Origin of the sequence: Tepidimonas fonticaldi (genome assembly GCF_007556755.1) — a bacterium.
Lineage (GTDB): Bacteria > Pseudomonadota > Gammaproteobacteria > Burkholderiales > Burkholderiaceae_C > Tepidimonas > Tepidimonas fonticaldi.
In genome coordinates, this window is sequence record NZ_VJOO01000007.1 from 63,745 (window position 1) to 87,379 (window position 23,635).

General features: G+C 70.3%; 20 protein-coding genes and 1 tRNA gene. 16 read left to right on the top strand and 5 right to left on the bottom strand.

The features are described from left to right. Positions 1–4: 4 nt before the first annotated feature. Entirely contained in the window at positions 5–2,344 is a 2,340-nt protein-coding gene (gene clpA, locus Tfont_RS05395; RefSeq protein WP_143968674.1) for an ATP-dependent Clp protease ATP-binding subunit ClpA, read from the top strand. A gap of 38 nt (positions 2,345–2,382) precedes the next feature. On the opposite strand, the gene Tfont_RS05400 is transcribed toward clpA, so the two are convergent. After that, positions 2,383–2,847 (bottom strand): methylated-DNA--[protein]-cysteine S-methyltransferase, encoded by a 465-nt coding sequence (locus Tfont_RS05400; protein WP_260682285.1) that lies wholly within the window; start codon positions 2,845–2,847, stop codon positions 2,383–2,385. 176 nt (positions 2,848–3,023) lie between these two features. On the opposite strand from Tfont_RS05400, the gene sbcB reads away from it, so the two are divergent. Next, positions 3,024–4,487 carry an exodeoxyribonuclease I gene (sbcB, locus tag Tfont_RS05405; RefSeq protein WP_143968676.1) on the top strand — a complete coding sequence of 488 codons (1,464 nt, stop codon included), beginning with the start codon at positions 3,024–3,026 and terminating at the stop codon, positions 4,485–4,487. On the opposite strand, the gene Tfont_RS05410 is transcribed toward sbcB, so the two are convergent. Both Tfont_RS05410 and Tfont_RS05415 read right to left on the bottom strand, forming a co-directional pair. Further along, positions 4,457–7,117, bottom strand: a complete 2,661-nt coding sequence (locus Tfont_RS05410) for a sensor domain-containing protein (protein WP_143968677.1) — start codon at positions 7,115–7,117, stop codon at positions 4,457–4,459. The genes sbcB and Tfont_RS05410 overlap by 31 nt on opposite strands. A gap of 100 nt (positions 7,118–7,217) precedes the next feature. Next, entirely contained in the window at positions 7,218–8,756 is a 1,539-nt protein-coding gene (locus tag Tfont_RS05415) for a helicase HerA-like domain-containing protein (protein ID WP_143968678.1), read from the bottom strand. A 133-nt stretch (positions 8,757–8,889) separates the two neighbouring features. On the opposite strand from Tfont_RS05415, the gene Tfont_RS05420 reads away from it, so the two are divergent. The 8 genes from Tfont_RS05420 to rng are packed head-to-tail and all read left to right on the top strand — an operon-like array spanning position 8,890 to position 15,633. Further along, a complete protein-coding gene (locus tag Tfont_RS05420; RefSeq protein WP_068610179.1) occupies positions 8,890–9,615 on the top strand; it encodes a YebC/PmpR family DNA-binding transcriptional regulator in 726 nt (241 codons plus the stop codon). 8 nt (positions 9,616–9,623) lie between these two features. Further along, complete coding sequence (gene purD, locus Tfont_RS05425) at positions 9,624–10,913, top strand: phosphoribosylamine--glycine ligase (RefSeq protein WP_143968712.1); 1,290 nt, start codon at positions 9,624–9,626, stop codon at positions 10,911–10,913. 54 nt (positions 10,914–10,967) lie between these two features. Next, positions 10,968–11,888 carry an oxygen-dependent coproporphyrinogen oxidase gene (hemF, locus tag Tfont_RS05430; protein ID WP_143968679.1) on the top strand — a complete coding sequence of 307 codons (921 nt, stop codon included), beginning with the start codon at positions 10,968–10,970 and terminating at the stop codon, positions 11,886–11,888. Between the two features lie 14 nt (positions 11,889–11,902). Further along, positions 11,903–12,562: a nicotinate (nicotinamide) nucleotide adenylyltransferase gene (gene nadD, locus Tfont_RS05435; protein WP_143968680.1), complete on the top strand. Its 660-nt coding sequence runs from the start codon at positions 11,903–11,905 to the stop codon at positions 12,560–12,562. A 12-nt stretch (positions 12,563–12,574) separates the two neighbouring features. After that, the gene (gene rsfS / locus Tfont_RS05440; protein WP_260682281.1) at positions 12,575–13,033 is read left to right on the top strand and encodes a ribosome silencing factor; all 459 of its coding nucleotides are present in this window, start codon (positions 12,575–12,577) and stop codon (positions 13,031–13,033) included. Further along, positions 13,030–13,500, top strand: coding sequence for a 23S rRNA (pseudouridine(1915)-N(3))-methyltransferase RlmH (rlmH, locus tag Tfont_RS05445; protein ID WP_143968681.1), 471 nt, complete (start codon positions 13,030–13,032; stop codon positions 13,498–13,500). Before rsfS ends, rlmH begins: the two co-directional genes overlap by 4 nt. Continuing rightward, positions 13,497–14,135: a Maf family protein gene (locus Tfont_RS05450; RefSeq protein WP_143968682.1), complete on the top strand. Its 639-nt coding sequence runs from the start codon at positions 13,497–13,499 to the stop codon at positions 14,133–14,135. The genes rlmH and Tfont_RS05450 overlap by 4 nt, the downstream gene beginning before the upstream one ends. Before the next feature lie 13 nt (positions 14,136–14,148). Further along, on the top strand, positions 14,149–15,633 hold the full coding sequence (gene rng / locus Tfont_RS05455) for a ribonuclease G (RefSeq protein ID WP_143968683.1): 1,485 nt from the start codon (positions 14,149–14,151) through the stop codon (positions 15,631–15,633). Positions 15,634–15,649: 16 nt separating this feature from the next. Here rng and msbA read toward each other — a convergent pair whose 3' ends face one another. Further along, positions 15,650–17,482: a lipid A export permease/ATP-binding protein MsbA gene (msbA, locus tag Tfont_RS05460; protein WP_390612310.1), complete on the bottom strand. Its 1,833-nt coding sequence runs from the start codon at positions 17,480–17,482 to the stop codon at positions 15,650–15,652. Positions 17,483–17,666: 184 nt separating this feature from the next. Here msbA and tolB point away from each other — a divergent pair, with 184 nt between their 5' ends. From tolB to Tfont_RS05490, 6 genes are all read left to right on the top strand, one after another. Then, positions 17,667–19,019, top strand: a complete 1,353-nt coding sequence (gene tolB, locus Tfont_RS05465) for a Tol-Pal system beta propeller repeat protein TolB (protein ID WP_143968685.1) — start codon at positions 17,667–17,669, stop codon at positions 19,017–19,019. Between the two features lie 59 nt (positions 19,020–19,078). Further along, a complete protein-coding gene (gene pal / locus Tfont_RS05470; protein ID WP_068610163.1) occupies positions 19,079–19,663 on the top strand; it encodes a peptidoglycan-associated lipoprotein Pal in 585 nt (194 codons plus the stop codon). 9 nt (positions 19,664–19,672) lie between these two features. Further along, entirely contained in the window at positions 19,673–20,503 is an 831-nt protein-coding gene (ybgF, locus tag Tfont_RS05475) for a tol-pal system protein YbgF (RefSeq protein ID WP_143968686.1), read from the top strand. Positions 20,504–20,602: 99 nt separating this feature from the next. After that, positions 20,603–21,718: a YeeE/YedE family protein gene (locus Tfont_RS05480; protein ID WP_143968687.1), complete on the top strand. Its 1,116-nt coding sequence runs from the start codon at positions 20,603–20,605 to the stop codon at positions 21,716–21,718. Continuing rightward, complete coding sequence (locus Tfont_RS05485; RefSeq protein WP_185974479.1) at positions 21,711–22,529, top strand: tRNA threonylcarbamoyladenosine dehydratase; 819 nt, start codon at positions 21,711–21,713, stop codon at positions 22,527–22,529. Before Tfont_RS05480 ends, Tfont_RS05485 begins: the two co-directional genes overlap by 8 nt. A gap of 92 nt (positions 22,530–22,621) precedes the next feature. Beyond that, positions 22,622–22,697, top strand: a tRNA-Lys gene (locus tag Tfont_RS05490). Positions 22,698–22,839: 142 nt separating this feature from the next. On the opposite strand, the gene Tfont_RS05495 is transcribed toward Tfont_RS05490, so the two are convergent. Further along, positions 22,840–23,445: a hypothetical protein gene (locus Tfont_RS05495; protein WP_143968689.1), complete on the bottom strand. Its 606-nt coding sequence runs from the start codon at positions 23,443–23,445 to the stop codon at positions 22,840–22,842. Between the last annotated feature and the right edge of the window lie 190 nt (positions 23,446–23,635).

Here is a 23,635-nt window from a genome sequence, read left to right on the forward strand (position 1 = left end):
CCCCATGATTGCCCAGGAACTTGAAGTCAGCTTGCACATGGCCTTTGTCGAGGCCCGGCAGCAGCGGCACGAATTCATCACGGTCGAGCATCTGCTGCTGGCGCTGCTGGACAACCCCAGCGCCGCCGAGGTGCTGCGCGCCTGCAACGCCAACATCGACGATCTGCGCAAGTCGCTGACCACCTTCATCAAGGACAACACGCCCACCGTGGCGGGGACGGACGAGGTGGACACGCAACCGACGCTGGGCTTCCAGCGCGTGATCCAGCGCGCCATCATGCATGTGCAGTCCACCGGCAACGGCAAGAAAGAGGTCACCGGCGCCAACGTGCTGGTGGCCATCTTTGGCGAGAAGGACTCGCACGCGGTGTACTACCTGCACCAGCAGGGCATCACCCGGCTGGACGTGGTCAACTACATCGCGCACGGCATCCGCAAGGGCGAGTCGCCCGAGCCCGCCAAGTCCAGCGAGGGCAGCGCCGCCGAAAACGAGGAGGCCGGCGAGTCCAAGGGCAACGAGAAGGCGTCGGTGCTGGAGCAGTTCACCCAGAACCTCAACCAGTCGGCCAAGGATGGCAAGATCGACCCCCTGATCGGGCGGGACTACGAGGTCGAGCGGGTGATCCAGATTCTGTGCCGCCGGCGCAAGAACAACCCGCTGCTGGTTGGCGAGGCGGGCGTGGGCAAGACCGCCATCGCCGAAGGGCTGGCGTGGCGCATCGTGCAAAAAGACGTGCCCGACGTGCTGGCCGATGCGACGGTGTATTCCCTGGACATGGGCGCGCTGCTGGCGGGCACCAAGTACCGCGGCGACTTCGAGCAACGCCTCAAGGGCGTGCTGAAGGCGCTCAAGGACAAACCCAACGCCATCCTGTTCATCGACGAGATCCACACCCTGATCGGGGCGGGCGCCGCTTCCGGCGGCACCCTGGATGCGTCCAACCTGCTCAAGCCCGCGCTGTCCAGCGGCCAGCTCAAGTGCATCGGCGCGACCACCTTCACCGAGTACCGCGGCATCTTCGAGAAGGATGCGGCGCTGTCGCGGCGCTTCCAGAAGGTGGACGTGGTCGAGCCCACGGTGGAGCAGACCATCGAGATCCTCAAGGGCCTGAAGTCGCGCTTCGAGGAGCACCACAGCGTCAAGTACGCCGCCGCGGCGCTGCAGGCCGCGGCCGAGCTGTCGGCCAAGTACATCAACGACCGCCACCTGCCCGACAAGGCCATCGACGTCATCGACGAGGCCGGGGCGGCGCAGCGCATCGTCGCGCCATCCAAGCGCAAAAAGACCATCGGCAAGGCCGAGATCGAGGAGATCGTCGCCAAGATCGCGCGCATTCCGCCGGCCAGCGTGTCCAGCGACGACCGCGGCAAGCTGCAAAACCTGGAGCGCGACCTCAAGGCCGTGGTGTTCGGCCAGGACAAGGCGCTGGAGGCCCTGGCCTCGTCCGTCAAGATGGCGCGCTCGGGCCTGGGCAAGCCGGACAAGCCGATAGGCGCGTTCCTGTTCAGCGGCCCCACCGGCGTCGGCAAGACGGAGGCGGCCAAGCAGCTCGCCTACATTCTGGGCATCGAGCTGATCCGCTTCGACATGTCGGAGTACATGGAGCGCCACGCGGTCAGCCGCCTGATCGGCGCGCCGCCGGGCTACGTCGGCTTCGACCAGGGCGGGCTGCTGACGGAAGCCATCACCAAGAAGCCGCACTGCGTGCTGCTGCTCGACGAGATCGAGAAGGCGCACCCGGACATCTTCAACGTGCTGCTGCAGGTGATGGACCACGGCACGCTGACCGACAACAACGGGCGCAAGGCCGACTTCCGCAACGTCATCATCATCATGACGACCAACGCCGGCGCCGAGACGATGAACAAGTCCACCATCGGCTTCACGACGCAGCGTCAGGCCGGTGACGAGATGGCCGACATCAAGCGCCTGTTCACGCCGGAGTTCCGCAACCGGCTGGACGCCATCGTCAGCTTCAAGCCGCTGGACGAGCAGGTCATCCTGCGCGTGGTGGACAAGTTCCTGCTGCAGCTGGAGCAGCAGCTGGCCGAGAAGAAGGTCGAGGTCACCTTCACCGACGCGCTGCGCAAGCACCTGGCGAAGAAGGGCTTCGACCCGCTGATGGGCGCACGCCCGATGCAGCGCCTGATCCAGGACACGATCCGGCGGGCGCTGGCGGACGAGCTGCTGTTCGGCCGGCTGGTGGACGGCGGGCGCCTGACGGTGGACGTCGAGACGCCCGAGGGCGGCGGCGAGCCGCAGGTCAAGCTCGACATCCAGCCGATGCCGAAGAAGGACCGCAAGGCCGAACCGGCCGAGCCGGAGGAGGCCACGGCCGACTGATGCACCCGCCCCGGGCCAGCCCCGGGCCGTGGGCGGGGTCAGGCGCGTGGCTGTGCCCCCTCGCGTTGCAGCAGCGCGCGCTTGCGTTCCAGCCCCCAGCGGTAGCCGGTGAGGCGGCCGTCGCTGGCGATCACCCGGTGGCACGGAATCACCACCGCCAGCGGGTTGGCGCCGCAGGCCTGCGCCACGGCTCGCGTGGCACGGGGGGCGCCCAGACGGCGGGCGACCTCGCCGTAGCCGAGGGTCTGGCCGGGGGGAATGGTGCGCAGCACCGCCCAAACGCGCTGCTGGAAGGCGGTCCCGCGGAGGTCCAGCGGCAGGGCGAAATCCTGGGCAGGGACTTCGATGAGCGCGGCGACCGCGTCCGCCCACGCGCGGTGCGTGTCCTGACCGTCCGCGAGGGCCGCGCGGGGAAAACGCCGGCGCAGATCGGCCCGCCAGGCGTCGTCCGGCATACCCAGCGCGACGGCGCACAGGCCGGCCGGGCTGACGGCGACCCGCACGTCCCCCAAGGGGCAGGGGGCGACGGCGGTGTGGAGGGTCTCTGGTACGGGAGGAGTAGGGGGCTTAGGCGGCATGGCCCCACTGTACGCCAATCCACGCCCCGTGGGGCCGCGTGCCCCCATGTTGCCGACGTGACCCGACATGACCAGCGCGGCGCACCGGTTACCATGTCCGGGTGACCCAGACCGCCCACACCTTTTTTTGGCACGACTACGAGACCTTCGGCGCCGACGCCCGGCGGGATCGGCCCGCCCAGTTTGCCGGTCTGCGCACCGATGCCCAGCTCAACCCCATCGGCGAGCCCCTCATTGCGTACTGTCGCCCGGCACCGGACTATCTGCCCGACCCGGAAAGCTGCCTGATTACCGGCATCACGCCCCAGACCTGTCTGGACCGCGGCGTCAGCGAGCGCACCTTTGCCGAGTCCATCCTGGCCGAGCTGGAGCGTCCGGGCACCGTCGGTGTGGGCTACAACTCCATCCGCTTCGACGACGAGTTCACGCGCCACCTGTTGTGGCGCAATCTGCTCGATCCTTACGGCCGGGAGTGGCGCAACGGCTGCGGCCGTTGGGATGTGCTGGACGTCGTGCGCATGACCTGGGCGCTGCGCCCGCAAGGCATCGAGTGGCCGCGCCACCCCGACGGGCGGCCGAGTTTTCGCCTCGAGGATCTGACGGCGGCCAACGGCCTGGCCCACGCCCAGGCGCACGACGCCCTGTCGGATGTGCTGGCCACGGTGGCGGTGGCACGCCTGATCCGCGAGCGCCAGCCGCGGTTGTTCGACTATGCCTTTGGGTTGCACCGGCGCGATCGCGTCATGCAGGTGCTGGGTCTGCCCGCGCTGGCGGGCCAGGCGCGCCCCTTCGTGCATGTGTCGGGCCAGTTTTCCACCGAGCGGGGCTGTCTGGCGGTGATGTGGCCGCTGGCCAGCCACCCGTCCAACCGCAACGAGCTGCTGGCCTGGGATCTGGCCCACGATCCGCGCGAGCTGATCGATTTGCGGCCGGAGGAAGCCCGCCTGCGCCTGTTCACCCGCCAGGCGGACTTGCCCGAAGGGGTGCGGCGGCTGCCGCTCAAGAGCATTCACCTCAACCGCTCGCCCATGGTGATCAGCAACCCGGCGGTGCTGAAAGATGGCGCCGCCGAGCGCTTCGGGCTGGATTTGGGACTCATCGAGCGGCACGCCGCCTACGCCGCCGGCCTGCCCGATCTGGGCGCGCTGTGGGCCGCGCTGTTCGGGCGCGACTCGCCTGCCGGACCGGCCGATGTGGACGGTGCGCTCTACGACGGTTTCGTCGGTGACGAGGACCGCCGGCGGCTGGCGCGGCTGCGCCAGCTCGACCCCGCCGATCCGGCGTGGCAGCGCGCGGGGTTCGACGATCCGCGGCTGCCGGAGTTGGTGTTTCGCTTTCGCGCCCGCAACCACCCGGAGTCGCTGCGCGACGATGAGCGCTTGCGCTGGCGCGCCCACTGCCGCGCCCGGTTGATGGACGGCACCGGGGGCTTTGCACCGCTGCCAGCCTATCTGGAGCGGCTGGATGCATTGGCCGAAGGCGCCGTCGAGCGCGGTGACGAGCGCGCGCAGGCGATCCTGGCCGATTTGATGGACTACGCCACCTCGCTGGCGCCGGAGGACTGACCGGCGGCCCGCCACAGCGCCAGGTGCTCGCCGCGCGCCACGCGCTGCAGATGGCCACCCACCTGCAGGGCCGGCATGGGCCGCCCCAGCCCAAAGCCCTGCACCGCGTCGCAGCCGATCTGGCGCAGCGCATGCAGTTGCGCGGCCGTCTCCACGCCTTCGGCCACCGCCTCGCGCCCCAGGCGGTGCGCCAGGGCGACGGCCGCGGTGACGATGGCCGCATCGTCCGCATCGTCGGCCACATCCCGCACGAAGGTGCGGTCGATCTTGAGCCGGTCGATCGGCAGGTGCTTCAGGTAGGCCAGGGACGAGTACCCCGTGCCAAAGTCGTCGATCGCGATGCGCGCGCCCAGCTCGCGCAGGCGCGACAGCTCGGCTTCGGCGCGCCGCGGGTCGCGCATCATGGCCCCCTCGGTGATTTCGAACTCGATGCCGAGCAGGGGCAGCGCGGCCGCGGCACCTTCGGGGTCGGCTGCGGCGAAGGCCTCGCGGATGCGCTCGGCCAGCCCCTCGCGGTCGAACTGGCGCGCCGACAGGTTGATGCTGAGCAACAGCGGCCACTCCGGGTACAGGTGCTGCCAGCGCTGCCGCTGGCGGGCAACCGCCGTGCACACCCAGCGGCCCAGCGCCTCGATCAGGTCGGCCGACTGCTCGGCCATCGGCACGAAGGCGGCCGGCGACAGCACGTTGCCATCCGCCTGCGGCCAGCGCAGCAGGGCCTCGAAGCCCAGCAGCGGCATCCCGTCGCTCAGCGCGTGGATGGGCTGGTAGTACAGCTCGAGGGCGTCGCCCGCGATGGCCTCGCGCAGGCGCGCCTCCAGGTCGATGCGGCGCAGGACCTGTTCGTTCATGGCCGGGGTGTAGTAGCGCCACCCCGCGCCGCCATCGCCCTTGGCGTGGTACATCGCGATGTCGGCCAGCCGCAGCAGCTCCGCGGCACGGCGCCCGTCGCGTGGGAAGGAGGCGATGCCGATCGACGGCGTGACATAGGCGCGCAGCACCCCATGGGCCCCGCTGTCGACGGTGAAGGGCTCCGACATGGCTTGCACGATCTGCAACGCAACCCGCGCTGCGTCGGCTTCGTCCTGCATGCCGGTCAAGGCCACGACGAATTCGTCGCCACCGATGCGCGCGACGATGTCGCTGGCCCGCAGGCGGGAGCGCAGCCGCTGCGCTGCCTCCACCAGCACCTGGTCGCCAGCCTCGTGCCCCAGAGAGTCGTTGATGGCCTTGAAGCGGTCCAGATCGATGAACAGCACGCCCAGGGGGCGGCCGTCGCGCTCGGCCGCGGCCAGCGCCTGGTCCAGCGCGACCGGCAGTGCATGCCGGTTGGTCAGACCGGTGAGGGCGTCGGTGCGCGCCAGCCGCTCGATGGTGTCCTGGGCGGCGCGGCGTTCGGTGACGTCGGTGTACACGGTGACGAAGCCGCCCGTCGCCAACGGCTGGCCGCGCACATGCAGCACCCGACCATTCGGGCGGACGCGCTCGAACTCGTGCGGCTCGAAACGCAGGGCGCGCTCGCGCATCTCCGCAAGCAGGCGGTGCGGGTCGGTTTGCGCGCCGTATTCGCCGCGCTCGATGTTGTAGCGCAGCACATCGACCAGGGTCAGATCGGGCCGCTCGAACAGCGGTCGGGGCAGGTCCAGCAGGTCGAGCAGGCGGTCGTTCCAGACTTGCATGCGCAACTCCCGATCGACCATCGAGACGCCGACGGGAATGTTGTCCACCAGCGTGCGCAGGATGTCGCGCGCCTGCGCCAGCCGCTCGCGCTCCTGCTTCTGCTCGGTGATGTCGGTGTAGGTGGTGACGAAGCCCACCACCTCGCCATCGCGCAGAATCGGCTCGCCAATGACCAGGTGCGTGCGGCCGTTGGGACGGGTGCGCTCCAGCCGGTGGGCGCGAAATTGCAGCGCGAGGCGCCGGCGTTCGGCCACCGCCTGCTCCGGATCCACCGCACCGTACTCGCCGCGCTGGGCCGGCACCCGGATCAGGTCGTCGAAGTCCACCCCGTCGTAGAGCAGCTCCTGCGGCAAGTCGAGCACGCGCCCGAATTCCGCATTCCAGACCCGCAGTTTGAGCTGGCGGTCGAACACGCTCAAGCCCATCGGCAGGTTTTGCACGATGGCTTCCAGGTATGCCGATCGCTCGCGCAGCGCCGCCTCCAGCCGCGCCCGCTCGCTGATGTCGAGGTTGACGCCAAATGCGATGCGCTGCCCCGTGGCCGGTTCGCGCGTCACGACGATGCGCAGCATGTGGTGGGTGATGCGGCCGTCCGGCTGCTGGATCCGGTAGCCCGCCTCACCGCTGCCGCGCGCGTAAGACTCTTCCAGTACGCGATTCACCCGCTCGCGGTCTTCCGGGACCAACTGGCGCAGCGAGCGTTCGCGCTCGGCCGGCTCGTCCGGTGCGATGCCGTGCATGCGCCGGAACACATCCGACCACCACAGCTCCTGCGTGTCCAGGTTGCGCCGCCAGTGCGCGATGTCGAGGCGGTCGAACAGCTCCAGGACCCAACGCTGCTCGTCCCGCAGCAGGTCGTGGGCATGGCGTCGATCCCGCCGCGCGCGCCACCAGCCGACCCCCAGGACAGCGGCAAGGCTCCACCCGACGAGGGCCAGCCAGGCGGTCATTGCGTGTGTCTCCTCGTGTGCCGATGCAATGGTGCTCAGTGTAGGCCGACGCCGTCCCGGGCAGGGAGGGCACAAACCCGGGGGCGGCTGCCGACGCCGCTCAGCGCCGCCGGGTGCTGCCGCCGACCAGACCGCCCAGCAGCCCGCGCACCAGCTGCCGGCCCAGGTTGGCGCCGATCTCGCGCACCGCGGTCTTGACCACCGCCTGGACCAGCCCGTCGTGCTGCCCGCCGCGCGGGCCGGTGCGGCCAAACAGCACCTCGCCCACGCGGGCACCCAGGCCGGTGGAATCGGCCGGTGCCGACCGGGGCGTGGCGGCCGTCGAGCCGGTGGCGCCCGCACCGTCGCGCGGCGGCTGCCCGCCCTGGTGACTGGCGCGCAGCCGCTCGTAGGCGCTTTCGCGGTCCACCGCCTGGTCGTACACCCCCGCCACCAGCGAGCCGCGCAGCAGCGCCTGGCGCTCCTGCGGTGTCACCGGCCCCAGGCGGCTGCCGGGGGGCATGATCCAGACCCGCTCGGTCTCGCTCGGGCGGCCCTTGGCATCGAGCAGGCTCACCAGGGCCTCGCCCACGGCCAGTTCGGTGATCGCGGCCTCGATGTCCAGCCCCGCCTTGGGCCGCATCGTCTGTGCGGTGGCCTTGACGGCCTTCTGGTCGCGCGGGGTGAAGGCCCGCAGCGCGTGCTGGATGCGGTTGCCCAACTGGCCCAGCACGCTGTCCGGGATGTCGAGCGGATTCTGGGTGACGAAGTACACGCCCACGCCCTTGGAGCGCACCAGGCGCACGACCAGTTCGATGCGCTCCACCAACACCTTGGGGGCGTCTTCGAACAGCAGGTGCGCCTCGTCAAAAAAGAACACGAGCTTGGGCTTGTCCAGGTCGCCCACCTCGGGCAGCGCCTCGAACAGCTCCGACAGCAGCCACAGCAAAAAGGTGCCGTACAGCCGCGGCGCGTTGAGCAGCTTGTCGGCAGCCAGGATGTTGACCACGCCTTGGCCGTTCACGGTCTGCATCAGGTCGGCGATGTCGAGCATCGGCTCGCCAAAAAACCGGTCCGCCCCCTGCTGTTCCAGCGCCAGCAGCCCGCGCTGGATGGCGCCGATGCTGGCCGCGCTGATGTTGCCGTATTCGGTGGTGAACTGCCGGGCGTTGTCGCCGACGTGCTGCAGCATTGCGCGCAGGTCTTTCAGGTCCAGCAGGAGCAGGCCTTGGTCGTCGGCGATCTTGAACACCAGGTTGAGCACGCCGGCCTGGGTGTCGTTGAGGCCGAGCATGCGCGCCAGCAGCAGCGGGCCCATGTCGCTGATGGTGGCGCGCACCGGGTGGCCCTGCTCGCCGAACACGTCCCACAGCGTCACCGGGCAGGCCGCCGGCTGGGGCGGCGGCAGGCCGCGCTCGGCCAGCACCTGGGCCAGCTTGCCCTCGATGCGCCCGGGCTGGCTGATGCCGGTCAGGTCGCCCTTGACGTCGGCCATGAACACCGGCACCCCCACGCGCGAGAAACCCTCGGCCAGTGTCTGCAGGGTGACGGTCTTGCCGGTGCCGGTGGCGCCGGCCACCAGTCCGTGGCGGTTGGCCTTGTCGGGCAGCAGCAGGCACTCGACGGCGTCGCGGCGGGCGATCAGAATCGGCTCGGTCATGGTGAGGTGTCCGGGGCGTGAGGGCAGGGTTGGAGTCGCTGGCGGCAGGCCGCAGCAGGGGGCCGCGTAGAATAACGGGTTACCCCAACGGTCAGCCTGACCCGATTATCGCGACGGAATCGACGAGGTTTGCATGGCAGGACATTCCAAGTGGGCCAACATCCAGCACCGCAAGGCGCGCCAGGACGAGAAGCGCCAGCGCATCTGGACGCGCGTGGTGCGCGAGATCATGATCGCCGCCCGCCAGGGCGGCGGTGACCCGGCCGCCAACCCGCGCCTGCGGCTGGCCATCGACAAGGCCAAGGCCGCCAACATGCCGGCCGACACCATCAAGCGCAACATCGACAAGGCCACCGGCAACCTCGAGGGCGTCAACTACGAAGAGGTGCGCTACGAGGGCTACGGCATCGGCGGCGCGGCCGTCATCGTCGACTGCATGACCGACAACCGCGTGCGCACCGTGGCCGAGGTGCGCCATGCCTTCAGCAAGCACGGCGGCAACCTGGGCACCGAGGGGTCGGTGGCGTTCCAGTTTCAGCACTGCGGCCAGATCGTCTTCGAGCCCGGCACCAGCGAGGACAAGGTGATGGAAGTCGCCCTGGAGGCCGGCGCCGACGACGTGATCACGCAGGAGGACGGCTCCATCGAGGTGCTGACCGCGCCGGCGCAGTTCGAGGCCGTGCGCGACGCGCTGCAGGCCGCGGGGCTGACCCCCGCGATGGCCGACATCACCTGGCGGCCCTCCAACTCCGTGGTGCTGGAGGGCGAGGACGCGCAGCGCATGCAAAAGCTGCTCGACGCCATCGAAGACCTGGATGACGTGCAGGACGTCTTCCACAACGCGGAACTGCCGGAATGAGCGAACGCATTCGGGTGCTGGTCGTCGGCGGCGGCGGCCGCGAGCACGCGCTGGCGTGGAAGCTTAAACAATCCCCGCGCGCGGAGCAGGTCTTCGTCGCGCCCGGCAATGGCGGTACCGCGCGCGATCCGGATCTGGTCAATGTGCCGATCACCGACGTTGCGGCCTTGCGCGACTGGGCGCTGGCCAACCGCATCGGCCTGACCGTGGTGGGGCCGGAAGCGCCGCTGGCCGCCGGCATCGTGGACGTCTTTCGCGCCGCAGGCCTGCGCATCTTCGGCCCGACGCAGGCGGCCGCGCAGCTCGAAAGCTCCAAGGCCTTTGCCAAGGCGTTCATGCAGCGCCACGGCATCCCCACCGCGGCGCACGAGACCTTCTCCGACCCCGCGGCGGCGCACGCCTACGTGGACCGGGTGGGCGCCCCCATCGTCGTCAAGGCCGACGGCCTGGCGGCGGGCAAGGGCGTGGTGGTGGCCATGACCGCCGCCGAGGCGCACGAGGCGATCGACTTCATGCTGGTGGACAACCGCCTGGGCGTGCAGCACAACGCCGAGGGCGCGCGCGTGGTCATCGAGTCCTACCTTCAAGGGGAGGAGGCCAGCTTCATCGTGCTGGTGGATGGCACCCATGTGCTGCCGCTGGCCACCAGCCAGGACCACAAGCGGCTGCTGGACGGCGACGCCGGGCCCAACACCGGCGGCATGGGCGCCTATTCGCCCGCGCCCGTCGTCACGCCCGCGGTGCATGCGCGTGCCCTGCGCGAGGTGATCGAGCCGACCGTGCGCGCCATGGCGGCCGAGGGCACGCCGTACACGGGCTTTTTGTATGCGGGGTTGATGGTGGCGCCGGATGGCAGCATCCAGACGCTGGAGTTCAACTGCCGCATGGGCGACCCCGAGACGCAGCCCATCCTGATGCGCCTGCGCAGCGACCTGGTGGAGGTGTTGCTGGCGGCCACCGATGGGCGGCTGGACACCGTGTCCTTGGACTGGGATCCGCGCGTCGCCCTGGGCGTGGTGGTGGCCGCGGCGGGCTACCCGCTCACGCCCCGCAAGGGGGATGCCATCACCGCGCTGCCGGCGGACGCGGCGGATGCCGTCGTCTTCCACGCGGGCACCGCGCTGCAGCAGGGGCAGTTGGTGACCAGCGGCGGGCGCGTGCTGTGCGCCACCGCGCTGGGGGCCGACGTTGCCGCGGCCCGCGACCGCGCGTATGCGCTGGTGCGCGGCATCGCCTTCGACGGCATGCAGTACCGACACGACATCGGCCACCGCGCGCTGGCGCGCCAGGCCGGCTGAACGCGCCCGCGGCCGGGCAGGCCGGCCGCCCACCGCGCCCCCGAGGAGGCAACCATGGCCCACGAGCCCGTGACCCAGATGCGCGAATACCTGTTGGGTTTGCAGCAGCGCATCACCAGCGCCATTTCCGAGATCGACGGCCGCTCCTTCCTGTCCGACGCCTGGGAGAAGGCGCCGGGGGAGGCACTGCAGGGCAGCGGCGTAACGCAAATCCTGGAAGGCGGCGAGGTGTTCGAGCGCGCCGGCTGCGGGTTTTCCCACGTCAGCGGCCCCAAGCTGCCCCCGTCGGCCACGCAGCACCGCCCCGAGTTGGCCGGCGCGCCGTTCGAGGCCCTGGGGGTGTCGCTGGTGTTCCATCCGCGCAACCCCTACGTGCCCACCGTGCACATGAACGTGCGCATGATCACGGCGCGCCCGGCCCGCGGCGGCGAGGTGGTGAGCTGGTTCGGCGGTGGCATGGACCTCACGCCCTACTACGGCTTCGAGGAGGATGCGGTGCACTTCCACCGCACCTGCGCGCAGGCGCTGGCGCCTTTTGGCGCGGACAAATACCCGCGCTTCAAGGCCTGGTGCGACGACTACTTCTGCCTGCGCCACCGCGGTGAGCAGCGCGGCATCGGCGGGATTTTTTACGACGACTTTTCGGAGCTGGGCTTCGAGGGCGGTTTTGCGATGACGCGCGCCGTGGGCGACGCCTTTTTGCACGCCTACCTGCCCATCGTGCAGCGCCGCGTCGGCACACCCTATGGCGAGCGCGAACGCCAGTTCCAGCTCTACCGCCGCGGCCGCTATGTCGAGTTCAACCTGGTCTGGGACCGGGGGACGCACTTCGGGTTGCAGTCGGGCGGGCGCACCGAGTCCATCCTGCTGTCCATGCCGCCGCTGGTGCGCTGGTCGTACAACGAGCGGCCCCAGCCCGGTACGCCCGAGCATCGGCTGTTGACCGAATTTCTGGTGCGCCGCGACTGGCTGTGACCGGCACTGCCCCCGTGTGCGCCCCTGCTGCGCGCCGCATCGGTGTGTACGGCGGCGCATTCGACCCGCCCCATCGCGCGCACCGGGCCCTGGCCGAGGCGGCGCTGCGGCAACTCGCGCTCGACACCCTGCTGGTCCTGCCCACTGGACAGGCCTGGCACAAGGCACGCCCCCTGACCGACGCGCGGCACCGACTGGCCATGTGCCGCCTGGCCTTTGCCGATTTGCCTGGGGTGGTGGTGGATGCGCGCGAGATCGCCCGCGACGGCCCGACGTACACCGTGGACACCCTGGCCGAACTGCGCACCGAGCATCCCGGGGCGGCGCTGTTTGTGGTCATGGGGGCCGATCAGTGGCTGGCCTTTCGCTCCTGGCGGCGCTGGGAGGACATTCTGCGCTGGGCGACGGTGGCCGTGGCCAACCGGCCGCTGGCCGAGAGCGGTGCGCCGCTGCCCGATCTGACCCAGGTGGGGCTGCCGTTCGTCGCGCTCGATCTGCCCCCGACGGATCTGAGCGCCACGGCTGTGCGCGACCAGTGGCGCCAGGCCAACCGGCCATCCGGCGCCCGTGACGCGACCCCCGCCCCGGATGGGGCGGCGCTGGTGCCGCCTGCCGTCGCGCGGTATATTTCCGACCATCGGCTCTATGCTGCGACGCACGGGCCGGCCGCTTGACACACCGATTCCATGACCGATACCGCCGCCCAACGTCAGATCCAGAAACTCCAGCGCGCCATCGTTGACGGCCTCGAGGACGTCAAGGCCCAGGACATCCAAGTCTTCAACACCGAGGCGATCACACCGCTGTTCGAGCGGGTCATCATCGCCAGCGGCACCTCCAACCGCCAGACCAAGGCGCTGGCCGCCAGCGTGCGCGACAAAGTGGCCGAGGCCGGCTTTGCCAAGCCCCGGGTGGAGGGCGAGGACAACGGCGAGTGGATCATCGTGGACTGCGGCTCGGCCGTCGTGCATGTGATGCAGCCCGCCATTCGCCAGTACTACCGGCTGGAAGAGATCTGGGGTGGCAAGCCGGTGCGCCTGCGCCGGGCGGCCCCGCGTGCCGCCACCCCATCGGCGGCTGGGGGCACCGCCCCGCGGGCGTCCGCGCCGCGGCGCCGCCGCCCGGCGGCCGACGACGCCGCATGAAGTGGCATTTGCTGGCCGTGGGCCAGCGCATGCCCGACTGGGCCGAGGCGGCTTACGAGGATTACGCCAAACGCTTTCCGCCCGAGGCGCGGGTGCATCTGCGCACCGTCAAGGCCGAGCCGCGCACCAGCGGCAAACCCCCGGAAGCGCTGATGGCGGCCGAGCGCCAGCGCTTGGAGGCCGCCTGCCCCAAAGGCGCCCGCCTGGTCGTGCTGGACGAGCGCGGCGACCGCTGCACCACGCAGGAGCTGGCGCAGCGCCTGCGGCAGTGGCAGCTCGACGGCGCCGACGTCGCTTTCGTGATTGGCGGGCCGGACGGGCTGGATCCCGCGCTGCGCCAGGCCGCCCAGCACCGGCTGCGCCTGTCCGACCTGACCTTGCCGCACGCGCTGGCGCGTGTGCTGCTCATCGAACAACTCTACCGGGCGTGGTCCATCAACACCGGCCACCCCTACCACCGCGAATGACCGAGGCCCGACCCGATCTGCCCACCGACGACCGCCCATGGGTGTACCTGGCGTCGCAAAGCCCACGCCGCCGCCAGTTGCTGGAGCAGTGGGGCGTGACCGCCGTGCCGCTGCGGCCGGATGCCGACGAGGACCCCGAGGCGCTGGAGTGCGTGCAGCCCGGGGAGGCGCCGCAGGCCTATGTGCGGCGCGTCACCCGCCTAAAGCTGCGGGCGGCGGAGGCCCGGCGCCAGCGCCGGGGCTGGCCGGCCGGTCTGGTTCTGTGTGCCGACACCACCGTGGCGGACGGGGGCGACGTCCTGGGCAAGCCGGCGGACGCCGCGGACGCCACCCGCATGCTGCAGCGCCTGTCGGGCCGGCGCCACCAGGTGCTCACCGCAGTAGCGGTCGCGCGGGGGCGGCGCGAGTGGCTGGCGGTGAACCGCTCGACGGTCACCTTCAAGCCCCTGACGGCGGAGGACATTGCGGCCTACATCGCCACCGGCGAGCCGTTCGGCAAGGCGGGCGCCTACGGCATCCAGGGCCGCGCCGGCCTGTGGGCGCGGCGCATCACCGGCAGCTACACCGGCATCATGGGCCTGCCCGCGTACGAGACGGCCGAGTTGCTGCGCCGCGCCGGCCTGTCTCTGCGGTAAGCTGTCGGCCACCATGGCCCAGCACGACATCCTCATCAACTGGTCCCCGCAGGAGTCCCGCGTCGCCCTGATCGAACAGGGGGCGGTGCAGGAGGTGCTGCTGGAGCGCGCGCTGGAGCGCGGTCTGGTGGGCAACATCTATGTCGGGCGGGTGCAGCGGGTGCTGCCCGGCATGCAGTCCGCGTTCATCGACATCGGGCTGGAGCGCACGGCGTTTCTGCACGTGGCCGATTTGCTGCCGCAGATCAACGCCCGCCATGCCCCGGCGCGCGCGGGCGAGCCCGAGACCCCCAGCGTGCCCCCCATCGAGCGCCAGGTGTTCGAGGGGCAGTCGATCCTGGTGCAGGTGCTCAAGGACCCGATCGGCACCAAGGGTGCGCGGCTGACCGCACAGATCAGCATCGCGGGGCGGCTGCTGGTGTTTCTGCCCCAGGACGGGCACGTCGGCGTGTCGCAGAAAATCCCGCCGGCCCAGCGCGAGGCGCTGCGCCAACGCCTGCTCGCCCTGGTGGGCGACGGCGGGGGCGGCTTCATCCTGCGCACGAATGCCGAGGACGCCAGCGACGAAGAACTGGCCGAGGACATCGCCTACCTGCGCAAGACCTGGGCCCGCATCCGCGAGCGGGCAGTGCAGGTGGCGCCCCCCGCGCTGCTGCACGAGGATCTGACCCTGTTACAGCGGGTGCTGCGCGATCTGGCCGGGCCGCAGACGCGCTCCATCCAGGTGGATTCGCGCGAGCAGTTTGCGGCCCTGCAGGCGTTTGCCCAGGAGTACACGCCGCAGGTGGCGGACCGGCTGGTGCTCTACCGCGGCGAGCGGCCCATCTTCGACCAATACCATGTGGACGAGGAGATCGAGCGCGCGCTCGGGCGCCGCGTCGATCTCAAATCGGGCGGCTATCTGGTGTTCGACCAGACCGAGGCGCTGACGACGATCGATGTCAACACTGGCGGCTTCGTCGGGGCGCGCAACTTCGACGACACGGTCTTTCGCACCAACCTGGAAGCGGCCCAGGCCATCGCGCGCCAATTGCGGCTGCGCAACCTGGGCGGCATCGTCATCATCGATTTCATCGACATGGTGCGCGACGACCACCGCGACGCCGTGCTGGCCGAGCTGCGCAAGCAGCTCGCGCGCGACCGCGTCAAGACGATGATTGGCGGCTTCTCGCAACTGGGGCTGGTGGAGATGACGCGCAAGCGCACGCGCGAATCGCTGGCGCAGATGCTGACCGAAACCTGCCCGGCCTGCGACGGGCGCGGCCGGGTGCGCACCACGCGCACCGTTTGCTACGACATCCTGCGCGAGATCCTGCGCGAGGCGCGCGCCTTCAACCCGCGCGAGTTCCGCATCATCGCCGCGCCGCAGGTGGTCGAGCGCTTTCTGGACGAGGAAAGCCAACACCTCGCGGGACTGTCGGACTTCATCGGCAAGCCCATTTCGCTGCAGAGCGAAAGCACCATGACGCAGGAGCAGTACGACATCGTGCTGATGTGAGCGGGCCGGCAGCGGCTCAGGTCGCGTCCTCGGCGGCGGCGACGGGGCTTTCGCCATCGTCCAGCCAGCCGCCGCTGCCTTGGGCGTAGAGCCGGGCGTACAGCCCGCCAGCGGCCAGCAATTCCCCGTGGCGGCCCTGCTCGATCACCCGCCCGGCCTCCAGCACGACGATGCGGTCGGCATGCGCGATGGTCGAGAGGCGGTGCGCGATCACGAGCGTGGTGCGCCCGGCCATCAGGCGGCCCAGGGCCTCTTGCACCAGGCGCTCGGACTCGTTGTCCAGGGCGGAGGTGGCTTCGTCCAGGATGAGCACCGGCGCATCCTTGTAAATCGCGCGTGCGATGGCGAGCCGCTGGCGTTGCCCGCCGGACAACTGGGCCGCGTTGTGGCCGACGACGGTCTGCAGGCCCTGCGGCAGCGTCGGCCACCAGTCGCCCAGGTTGGCCGCCTCGAGTGCGGCGCGCACGCGCGCCTCGTCGGGGTGGTCGTCGCCCAGCGCCACGTTGGTCAACACCGTGTCGTTGAGCATGACCACGTCCTGGCTGACGATCGCAAACTGCCGCCGCAGGGCGCGCAAATCCCACTCCCGCACATCCACACCGTCGAGCCGCACGGTGCCGTGGCTGGGGGCGACGAAGCGAGGCAGCAGGTTGATCAGCGTCGTCTTGCCCGATCCGGACGGGCCGACGAACGCCACCACCTCGCCCGGCGCAATCTCCAGCGACACGCCGCGCACCGCCGCGCCCGGCTGGCCCGTATAGCGCACCCACACGTCCTGCAGGCTGATGCGCCCCTGCGCCCGCCCGCTGTCGTGCCGCCCGCCGCTTTGCACCGGCGTGTCCTCGATCAGCGCCACCCCGCGCTCCAGCGCAGCCAGCCCGCGCGTGATCGGGGTGGCGATGTCCGCGAGCTGGCGAATCGGCGTCACGAGCATCAACATCGCCGTCACGAAGCCGACGAAGCTGCCGACCGACACCCCGCCGGAGGCCTGGTGCAGCGCCACCATGATGACGGCCGACAAGGCCGTGGCCGCCAGGATCTGCGACAGCGGCGTCATGGCCGCGGCCGCCACCGTGCTCTTGAGCGCCAGGCCGCGCAGCGCGGCGTTGAGGGCCGCAAACCGCCGCTGTTGCTGTGCCTGGGCGCCGTGCAGCCGCACCAGCCGGTGGGCCAGCACATTTTCCTCGACCACATAGGCCAGTTCGTCGGTGGCGGCCTGGCTGCGCCGGGTCACGCCGTACAGCCGGCGCGACAGCGCCTTCATGCCCCAGGACAGCGGCGGGAACATGGCCAGCACGATCAGCGTGAGCTGCCAGTTCAGCCACAGCAGATAGGCCAGCAGCGCGGCGATCGTGAGCACGGTGCGCACCAGGGTGAGCAGCGCGCCGACGAGCTGCCCAGCGCCGTTTTGCACTTCGTAGACCAGGGTGTTCGACAGGCGGCTGGCGTTTTGTTCGGCGAACAAGCGCAGGTCCGCCTCGCCCAGCCGCTCGAACATGGCGCGCCGCAGCGCCACCATGCCCCCGTTGGTGGTGTAGGCCAGCCCGTACTGCGCGACGAAGGTGGCCACCCCTCGCAGCGCGAACAGGCCGATCAGCGCCACGGGGACCGTCCACAGGGGCAGGCCGCCCGCGATGAACCCCTCGTCGAGCAGCAGCTTCAGCAGGGCGGGGATGGCGGGCTCGGTCAGCGCCGCCAGCAGGGCCCCCAGGGCGGCGATGCCCATCCCCGCCCGCGCGCGGCGAAAGTACGGCCACAGGCGCCGCAACCGGTCGCGCACGCGCGCGCCAGCCCCGGCCCCTTCGGGGCCGGCGGCAGATGGGGAGGGATCGGGCGCTGTGGTCGACAAGGCGGGCGGTGGAGCGGGGCCGTTGCGGCGGGAACTTTCTTGGGGGTGGTCGACACCCAGGGCCACGGTGACGCTTCCGGTATTATCCGCCGTACCGCGCATTTCCCGCACAGATTCCCCGCACACACCGCGCACGATGCGGTGCCGTGCTCGTCTCATCGTCCGACCGCCAACCACCGTTTCGATGACGCTCATTGATCGCTTCGGCACCCCCCTGTCCGGTCTGGAACGCGGCACTGCGCCGTCCCCGTCGTTCGCTCCGCTGTCGCGCCGCGGGCTGCTCGCGTCGGCTGTGGCCGGTGCGTTGGCCGCCTGGTCGGCGCCGGCAGCCGCCCAGTTCCGGGTCGAGGTGACCGGTGTCGGCGTGCAGCAGATTCCGTTCGCGGTCGCCCCGTTTCGGGTGCCCTCCGGCCTGCCGCAGGACGTGGCGGCCATCGTCGCGGCCGACCTGGTGCGCAGCGGCCAGCTTCGCCAGATTGCGGGCGGCCCCGCGGGGCTGGACGAGGCTTCGCGTCCTGACCTCGGGCCCTGGCGCACCCAGGGGGCGGATGCGCTGATCACCGGCAGCGTGCGCGGGCTGGCGGATGGCCGTTTCGACGTCCGGTTCCGATTGTGGGACGTGGTGCGCGGCACCGACCTGGGGGGGCTGAGTTACCCCGTGAGCGCGGCCGACCTGCGGCTGGCGGCGCACCGCATTGCCGACTACGTGTACGAAAAGCTCACCGGCGAGCGGGGCGTGTTTTCCACGCGCATCGCCTATGTCACCAAAAACGGCGACCGCCACCAGCTCTGGGTGGCCGATGCCGATGGCGAGAATGCCCAGCCCGCCCTGACCAGCCGCGAGCCCATCATCTCTCCCGCGTGGTCGCCCAACGGCACACAGCTTGCCTATGTGTCGTTCGAATCGCTCAAGCCCGTCATTTACGCGCACGACATCGCCACCGGCCGGCGCCGGCTGCTGGCGAGTTTCCGCGGCTCCAACAGCGCGCCGGCGTGGTCGCCCGACGGCCGGCGCCTGTACGCCACGCTGACCCTGGCGGGCAGCTCGCAGATCTACGCGCTCGACCTGGATGGCGGCCAGCCCCAGCGCATCACCCAAGCCGGCGGCATCGACACCGAGCCCGCCTTTGCCCCCGACGGCAAGGCGGTCTATTTCGTCAGCGACCGGGGTGGTTCGCCACAGATCTACCGCATGACCCCGGATGGGCGCGAGGTCACGCGCGTCACCTTCGAGGGGGGCTACAACATCTCCCCGGCGGTCAGCCCCGACGGCCGGCAACTGGCCTTCGTCTCCCGCATCGGGGACGCGTATCGCCTGCGCTTGATGGATCTGGCCAGCGGAACCGTCACCTCGCTGACCGACACCAACGCCGACGAAAGCCCGAGCTTCTCGCCCAACGGCCGCCTGATCATCTATGCCACGCGCGTGCAGGGCCGCGAGTCGCTGATGACCACCACCCTGGACGGACGCATCAAGACGCGGCTGGCGGCAGCGGGTAGCGTGCGCGAGCCCGATTGGGGGCCGTTCCTGGCCTGATGGCACGGGCGCGTCGGCCGGCTTCTTTTTCTTTGACTTTTTCACTTCCGCAATCCACCATGAAAACCCCTGTTCGTCATTTCTGGCAACGTCATGCGGTCCGCGCGGGTGCGGCGCTGCTGGCGGCCTCCGTGCTGGCTGGCTGCTCCAGCGTCAAGCTGGACGAGAGTGCCCCCGTCAGCGATCGGTCGCCCACCCCGGTCGGTGCGGCCGGCGCGGGGGGCGGTGCCGGTGGCGCGGGCAGCGGCGCGGTGGACAGCCGCACCGTGGTGCCCGTGCAAACGCAGCAGCCCGGGGTGGGGCAGCCGCCGGCCAATGTCGCGCGCATCATCTACTTCGACTTCGACTCCTACACCGTCAAGCCCGAGTTCGTGGCGACGCTGGAGGCGCATGCGCGCTTTCTGAACGCCGATCGCCAGCGCCGCGTGGTCCTGGAAGGCCACACCGACGAGCGCGGCGGGCGCGAGTACAACCTGGCCCTGGGCCAAAAACGCGCCGACGCCGTGCGCCGTGCTCTGGCGTTGATGGGCGTGCAGGAGACACAGATGGAGGCGGTCAGCTTCGGCAAGGAGAAGCCGGCGGTGCAGGGCAGCGGCGAAGAGGCCTGGAGCCAAAACCGCCGTGTCGAGCTGGCCTACCGCTGATTCCTCGCCATGATCCATACCCGCTTCGCCCGGTCCGCCGCCGCAGGGCGTTTGCCGGCGCGCCGCTGGCAGACGGCGCTGGCTGCCTGGGTGGGTGGCGCCGTGCTCGCCGCGGCGGCCCTGCCAGCGCACGCGCTGTTCAGCGACGACGAGGCGCGCCGCGCCATCCTGGATTTGCGCAGCCGCGTGGAGGCCCAGCGACAGGCCCTCGAAGCCACCGAGCGCCAGTTGCAGGAGCTGCAGTCCGGCGGCGACACCGCGCGCCGTGGGGTGCTCGATGTCGTCAACCAAATCGAAGCGGTGCGCCGCGAGCTGGCGACGCTGCGGGGGCAGCAGGAGCGCCTGGCGCGCGACCTGGCGGATCTGCAACGCCAGCAGCGCGACGCCCTGGCCGCATTCGATGAGCGCCTGCGCGCGCTGGAGCCCACCAAGGTCACGGTCGACGGCACCGAATTCACCGCACGCCCGGACGAGAAAGCCGCCTTCGAGGGCGCCATGGCGGCCCTGCGGGCGTCCGATTTTCCGCGAGCGGCCAAGCTCTATGGAGATTTTCTGGCTCGCTATCCCGGCAGTGGCTACGCGCCGCTGGCCCTGTACTGGCGGGGCAACGCCCTGTATGCCGACCGCCAGTACCGCACCGCCATCGACAGCTATCAGCGGCTGATCGACCAGTCGCCGGAGCACCCTCGGGCGGCCGAGGCGATGCTCGCCATCGCGAGCTGCCAGCTCGAACTCAAAGACCCCAAGGCCGCGCGCGCCACGTGGCAGGCGCTCATCAAGCGCTATCCCGATACCGAGGCCGCGGCTACTGCCCGCGAGCGTCTGGCGCGTCTGCGGTGAACCCGGGGGCCGCCCGCGCGGCGGCCACCCTGGGGCGGACCTCGGCGCACCCTGGCGCACGCGGGCCCGTAGAATCGGGCCCGCAACCGCTTTCGCACCATGGATCTCGCCGCTTTCCAATCCCTGTACACCACCGTCCTTTGGGCGGCCTTCGCCGTTTCGGCCCTGTTTGGCGCCGTCGCGCACCGCACCCACTTCTGCACGATGGGGGCGATCAGCGACATCGTGAACATGGGCGACTGGACCCGCATGCGCATGTGGGTCATGGCCATCGGGGTGGCCATGCTGGGCTTTCACGCCATGGCGGCTTTGGGGTGGATCGACCCCACCCAGACGATTTACTACAGCGGGCGGGTGATCTGGCTGTCCGCGCTCGTGGGCGGGGCGCTGTTCGGTTTTGGCATGGTGCTGGCTTCGGGCTGCGGCAGCAAGACGCTGGTGCGCATCGGGGGCGGCAGCCTCAAGGCCGTGGTCGTGTTTTTCGTCATGGGGGTGGCGGCGTTTGCGACCCTGCGCGGGATCACGGCCGTGCTGCGCGACAGCACGGTCGATCGCATCGCCATCGACATGCAGCCGGGCAGCGCACTGCCCAGTTGGCTGGCTCCCCTGTTGGGCTGGGACGCCTCCACCGCCGCGTGGGTGGTGGGCGGGGGCCTGGGGCTGGCGCTGATGGTGTGGGCTGCGTTGGGCGAGGGCTTCCGCCGGTCCCCCGACGCGTGGCTGGCCGGGCTGGGCATCGGGGCCACGGTGGTCGGGATGTGGTGGGTGTCGGGCCGGCTCGGCTTCGTGGCGGAGCACCCGGAGACGCTGGAGCCGGTCTTTCTGGCGACCAACAGCGGCCGCATGGAGGCCCTCACCTTCACCGCGCCCATGGCGTACACCCTCGATTGGCTGATTTATTTCAGCGACAAAAACAAGGTGCTGACGCTGGGCGTGGTGTCGGTGTTGGGCGTGGTGGCGGGGGCGTTTGCCCATGCGGTGGTCAGCCGGTCGTTCCGCTGGGAAGGGTTTGCCGGCACGCGCGACACGGCGCTGCATCTGGTGGGCGCCTTGTGCATGGGGGTGGGCGGTGTCACCGCCATGGGCTGCACCGTGGGGCAGGGCTTGTCGGGCCTGTCAACGCTGAGCGTCACCAGCGCGATCGCCTTTGCCGGGATCGTGACCGGCGCCCTGGGTGGGTTGCGCTTCCAAATCTGGCTGCTCGAGCGTGACTGAGGCCGCCACCGCCGCCCCGGCGCTGGACGCGCCCGATGTCGAGCGGCGCTTTGGGGGGCTGCGGCGCCTGTACGGTCCGCAGGGCGCGCAGCGGCTGTTCGACGCGCACGTCATCGTCGTCGGTATTGGCGGGGTGGGGTCGTGGGCGGCCGAGGCCCTGGCCCGCAGTGGCGTGGGCCGCCTCACCCTGATCGATCTGGACCACGTCGCCGAGTCCAACACCAACCGGCAGATCCACGCCCTGGAGGGCACCTATGGACAGGCCAAGGTGGAAGCCATGCGCGCCCGCATCGCGGCCATCCATCCGGGCTGCCAGGTGTGCGCCATCGACGACTTCGTGACCCCGGACAACTGGGCGGACCTGTTACGCCAGGCGCAGGCCCACCAAGGCGTCCAAGGGCCGTTCGCCGTCATCGACGCCTGCGACCAGATGGCGGCCAAGGCCGCCATGGCCGCCTGGGCGCTGCAGACGCGCAGCGTGTTCATCACCGCTGGCGCCGCAGGGGGCAAGCGGCGCGGAGACCGGGTGGAGATCGCCGACGTTGCCGAGGCGACCCACGACCCGCTGCTTGCGCAGTTGCGCCAGCGCCTGCGCAGATGGCACGGCGCGCCGCGTCAGGGGCGCATGGGCGTGATGGCGGTGTTCAGCCGGGAGTCCGTCGCGCCGCCGGATCCGGCGTGCGCCGTGGACGGCGCAGGGGATGGGTCGCTCAATTGCCACGGATACGGCTCCAGCGTGTCGGTGACGGCCACCTTCGGCCTGTGCGCTGCGGGTTGGGTCCTGGATGCCGTGGCGGCCGGCCGCGGCTGAAGGCGTCAGGGCATCGGCCCCGGAGAGGCGAAAAATTTCGGCTATAATGCGTGCTTTCGCTGCAACGCCAAACGCGGTTGTAGCAACAACGTGGGTCGTTAGCTCAGTCGGTAGAGCAGCGGACTTTTAATCCGTTGGTCGCAGGTTCGAATCCTGCACGACCCACCAAAAAAATCAACGACTTAGCCCGCCAGCAAGCGGGCTTTTTGTTTTTCGGCGTGCCGTTTTTGACATTGGGACGGCACTGCTCGTCGTGACGCCGCCCCCGGCCGTCTTCCAAGTGGCCCGCGGCACACGCGGGCCATGCGTGTTACCGCCCGATGAGCTGCCGGTAAGCGTCGCGCGTTTGCGGCGAGACCGCCTGCACCAGTTGCGCGTGGTCGGTTTTGTGCCGGGCCAGCATGCGCGCGGTGGCTACGGTGCGCGAGCGGCAGAACCAGTGGCAGGTGTGCTGCAACAGCAGCATTTCCGCGCTCAGCATGTAGGCCTGATCCCGCCGGGACAGTCCCGCCTGGTTGGCCACGACGGCCTCGATGCCCGCCGCGTGTATGGCCAAGGCGCGGCGCAGATCGAAGGTGGCCCGTGGAAACAGTTTGTGCGCACGCGGCAGCGCGATGGGCAAGGTGCTGACCAGGGCATCGTCCGGCCAGATCTGCTCGACATCGGCGGCCAGTTGGCGGACCTGGTCCCGCAGCTCGGTTTCGGCTGTGGTCATCAGGGCCCAGATCTGGTCGCGCCGGGCGGTGTCGTCCTCGCCCAGGGCGCGCAGGTAGCCGTCCAGCAGGGTTTCCATCAGGCGTTCGATGCGATAGGGCTGCAAGTAGCGGCCGAGCAAGCGAATGCGGTGTTGCTGTTCGCGAACCTTGGCGACCTGAAGGCCGGCGCCCAGCGCCAGCACCAGAAAAATCAGTTCCATGCAGAGGGGACAACGCAAGAAGGCTGAGGGTCATGCCGGCATTTCACGCCGACGCGAAGGCGTTTCGCGCCCGTGGTCGGCATTCTGTCGCATACGGCTGGCGGTTGCCGACGCAGGGCGGCACAGTGCGCGTCACATCATGACCCAACCCGGAGCCTGCGTCATGCAACTCACCCCCACCATCGCCATT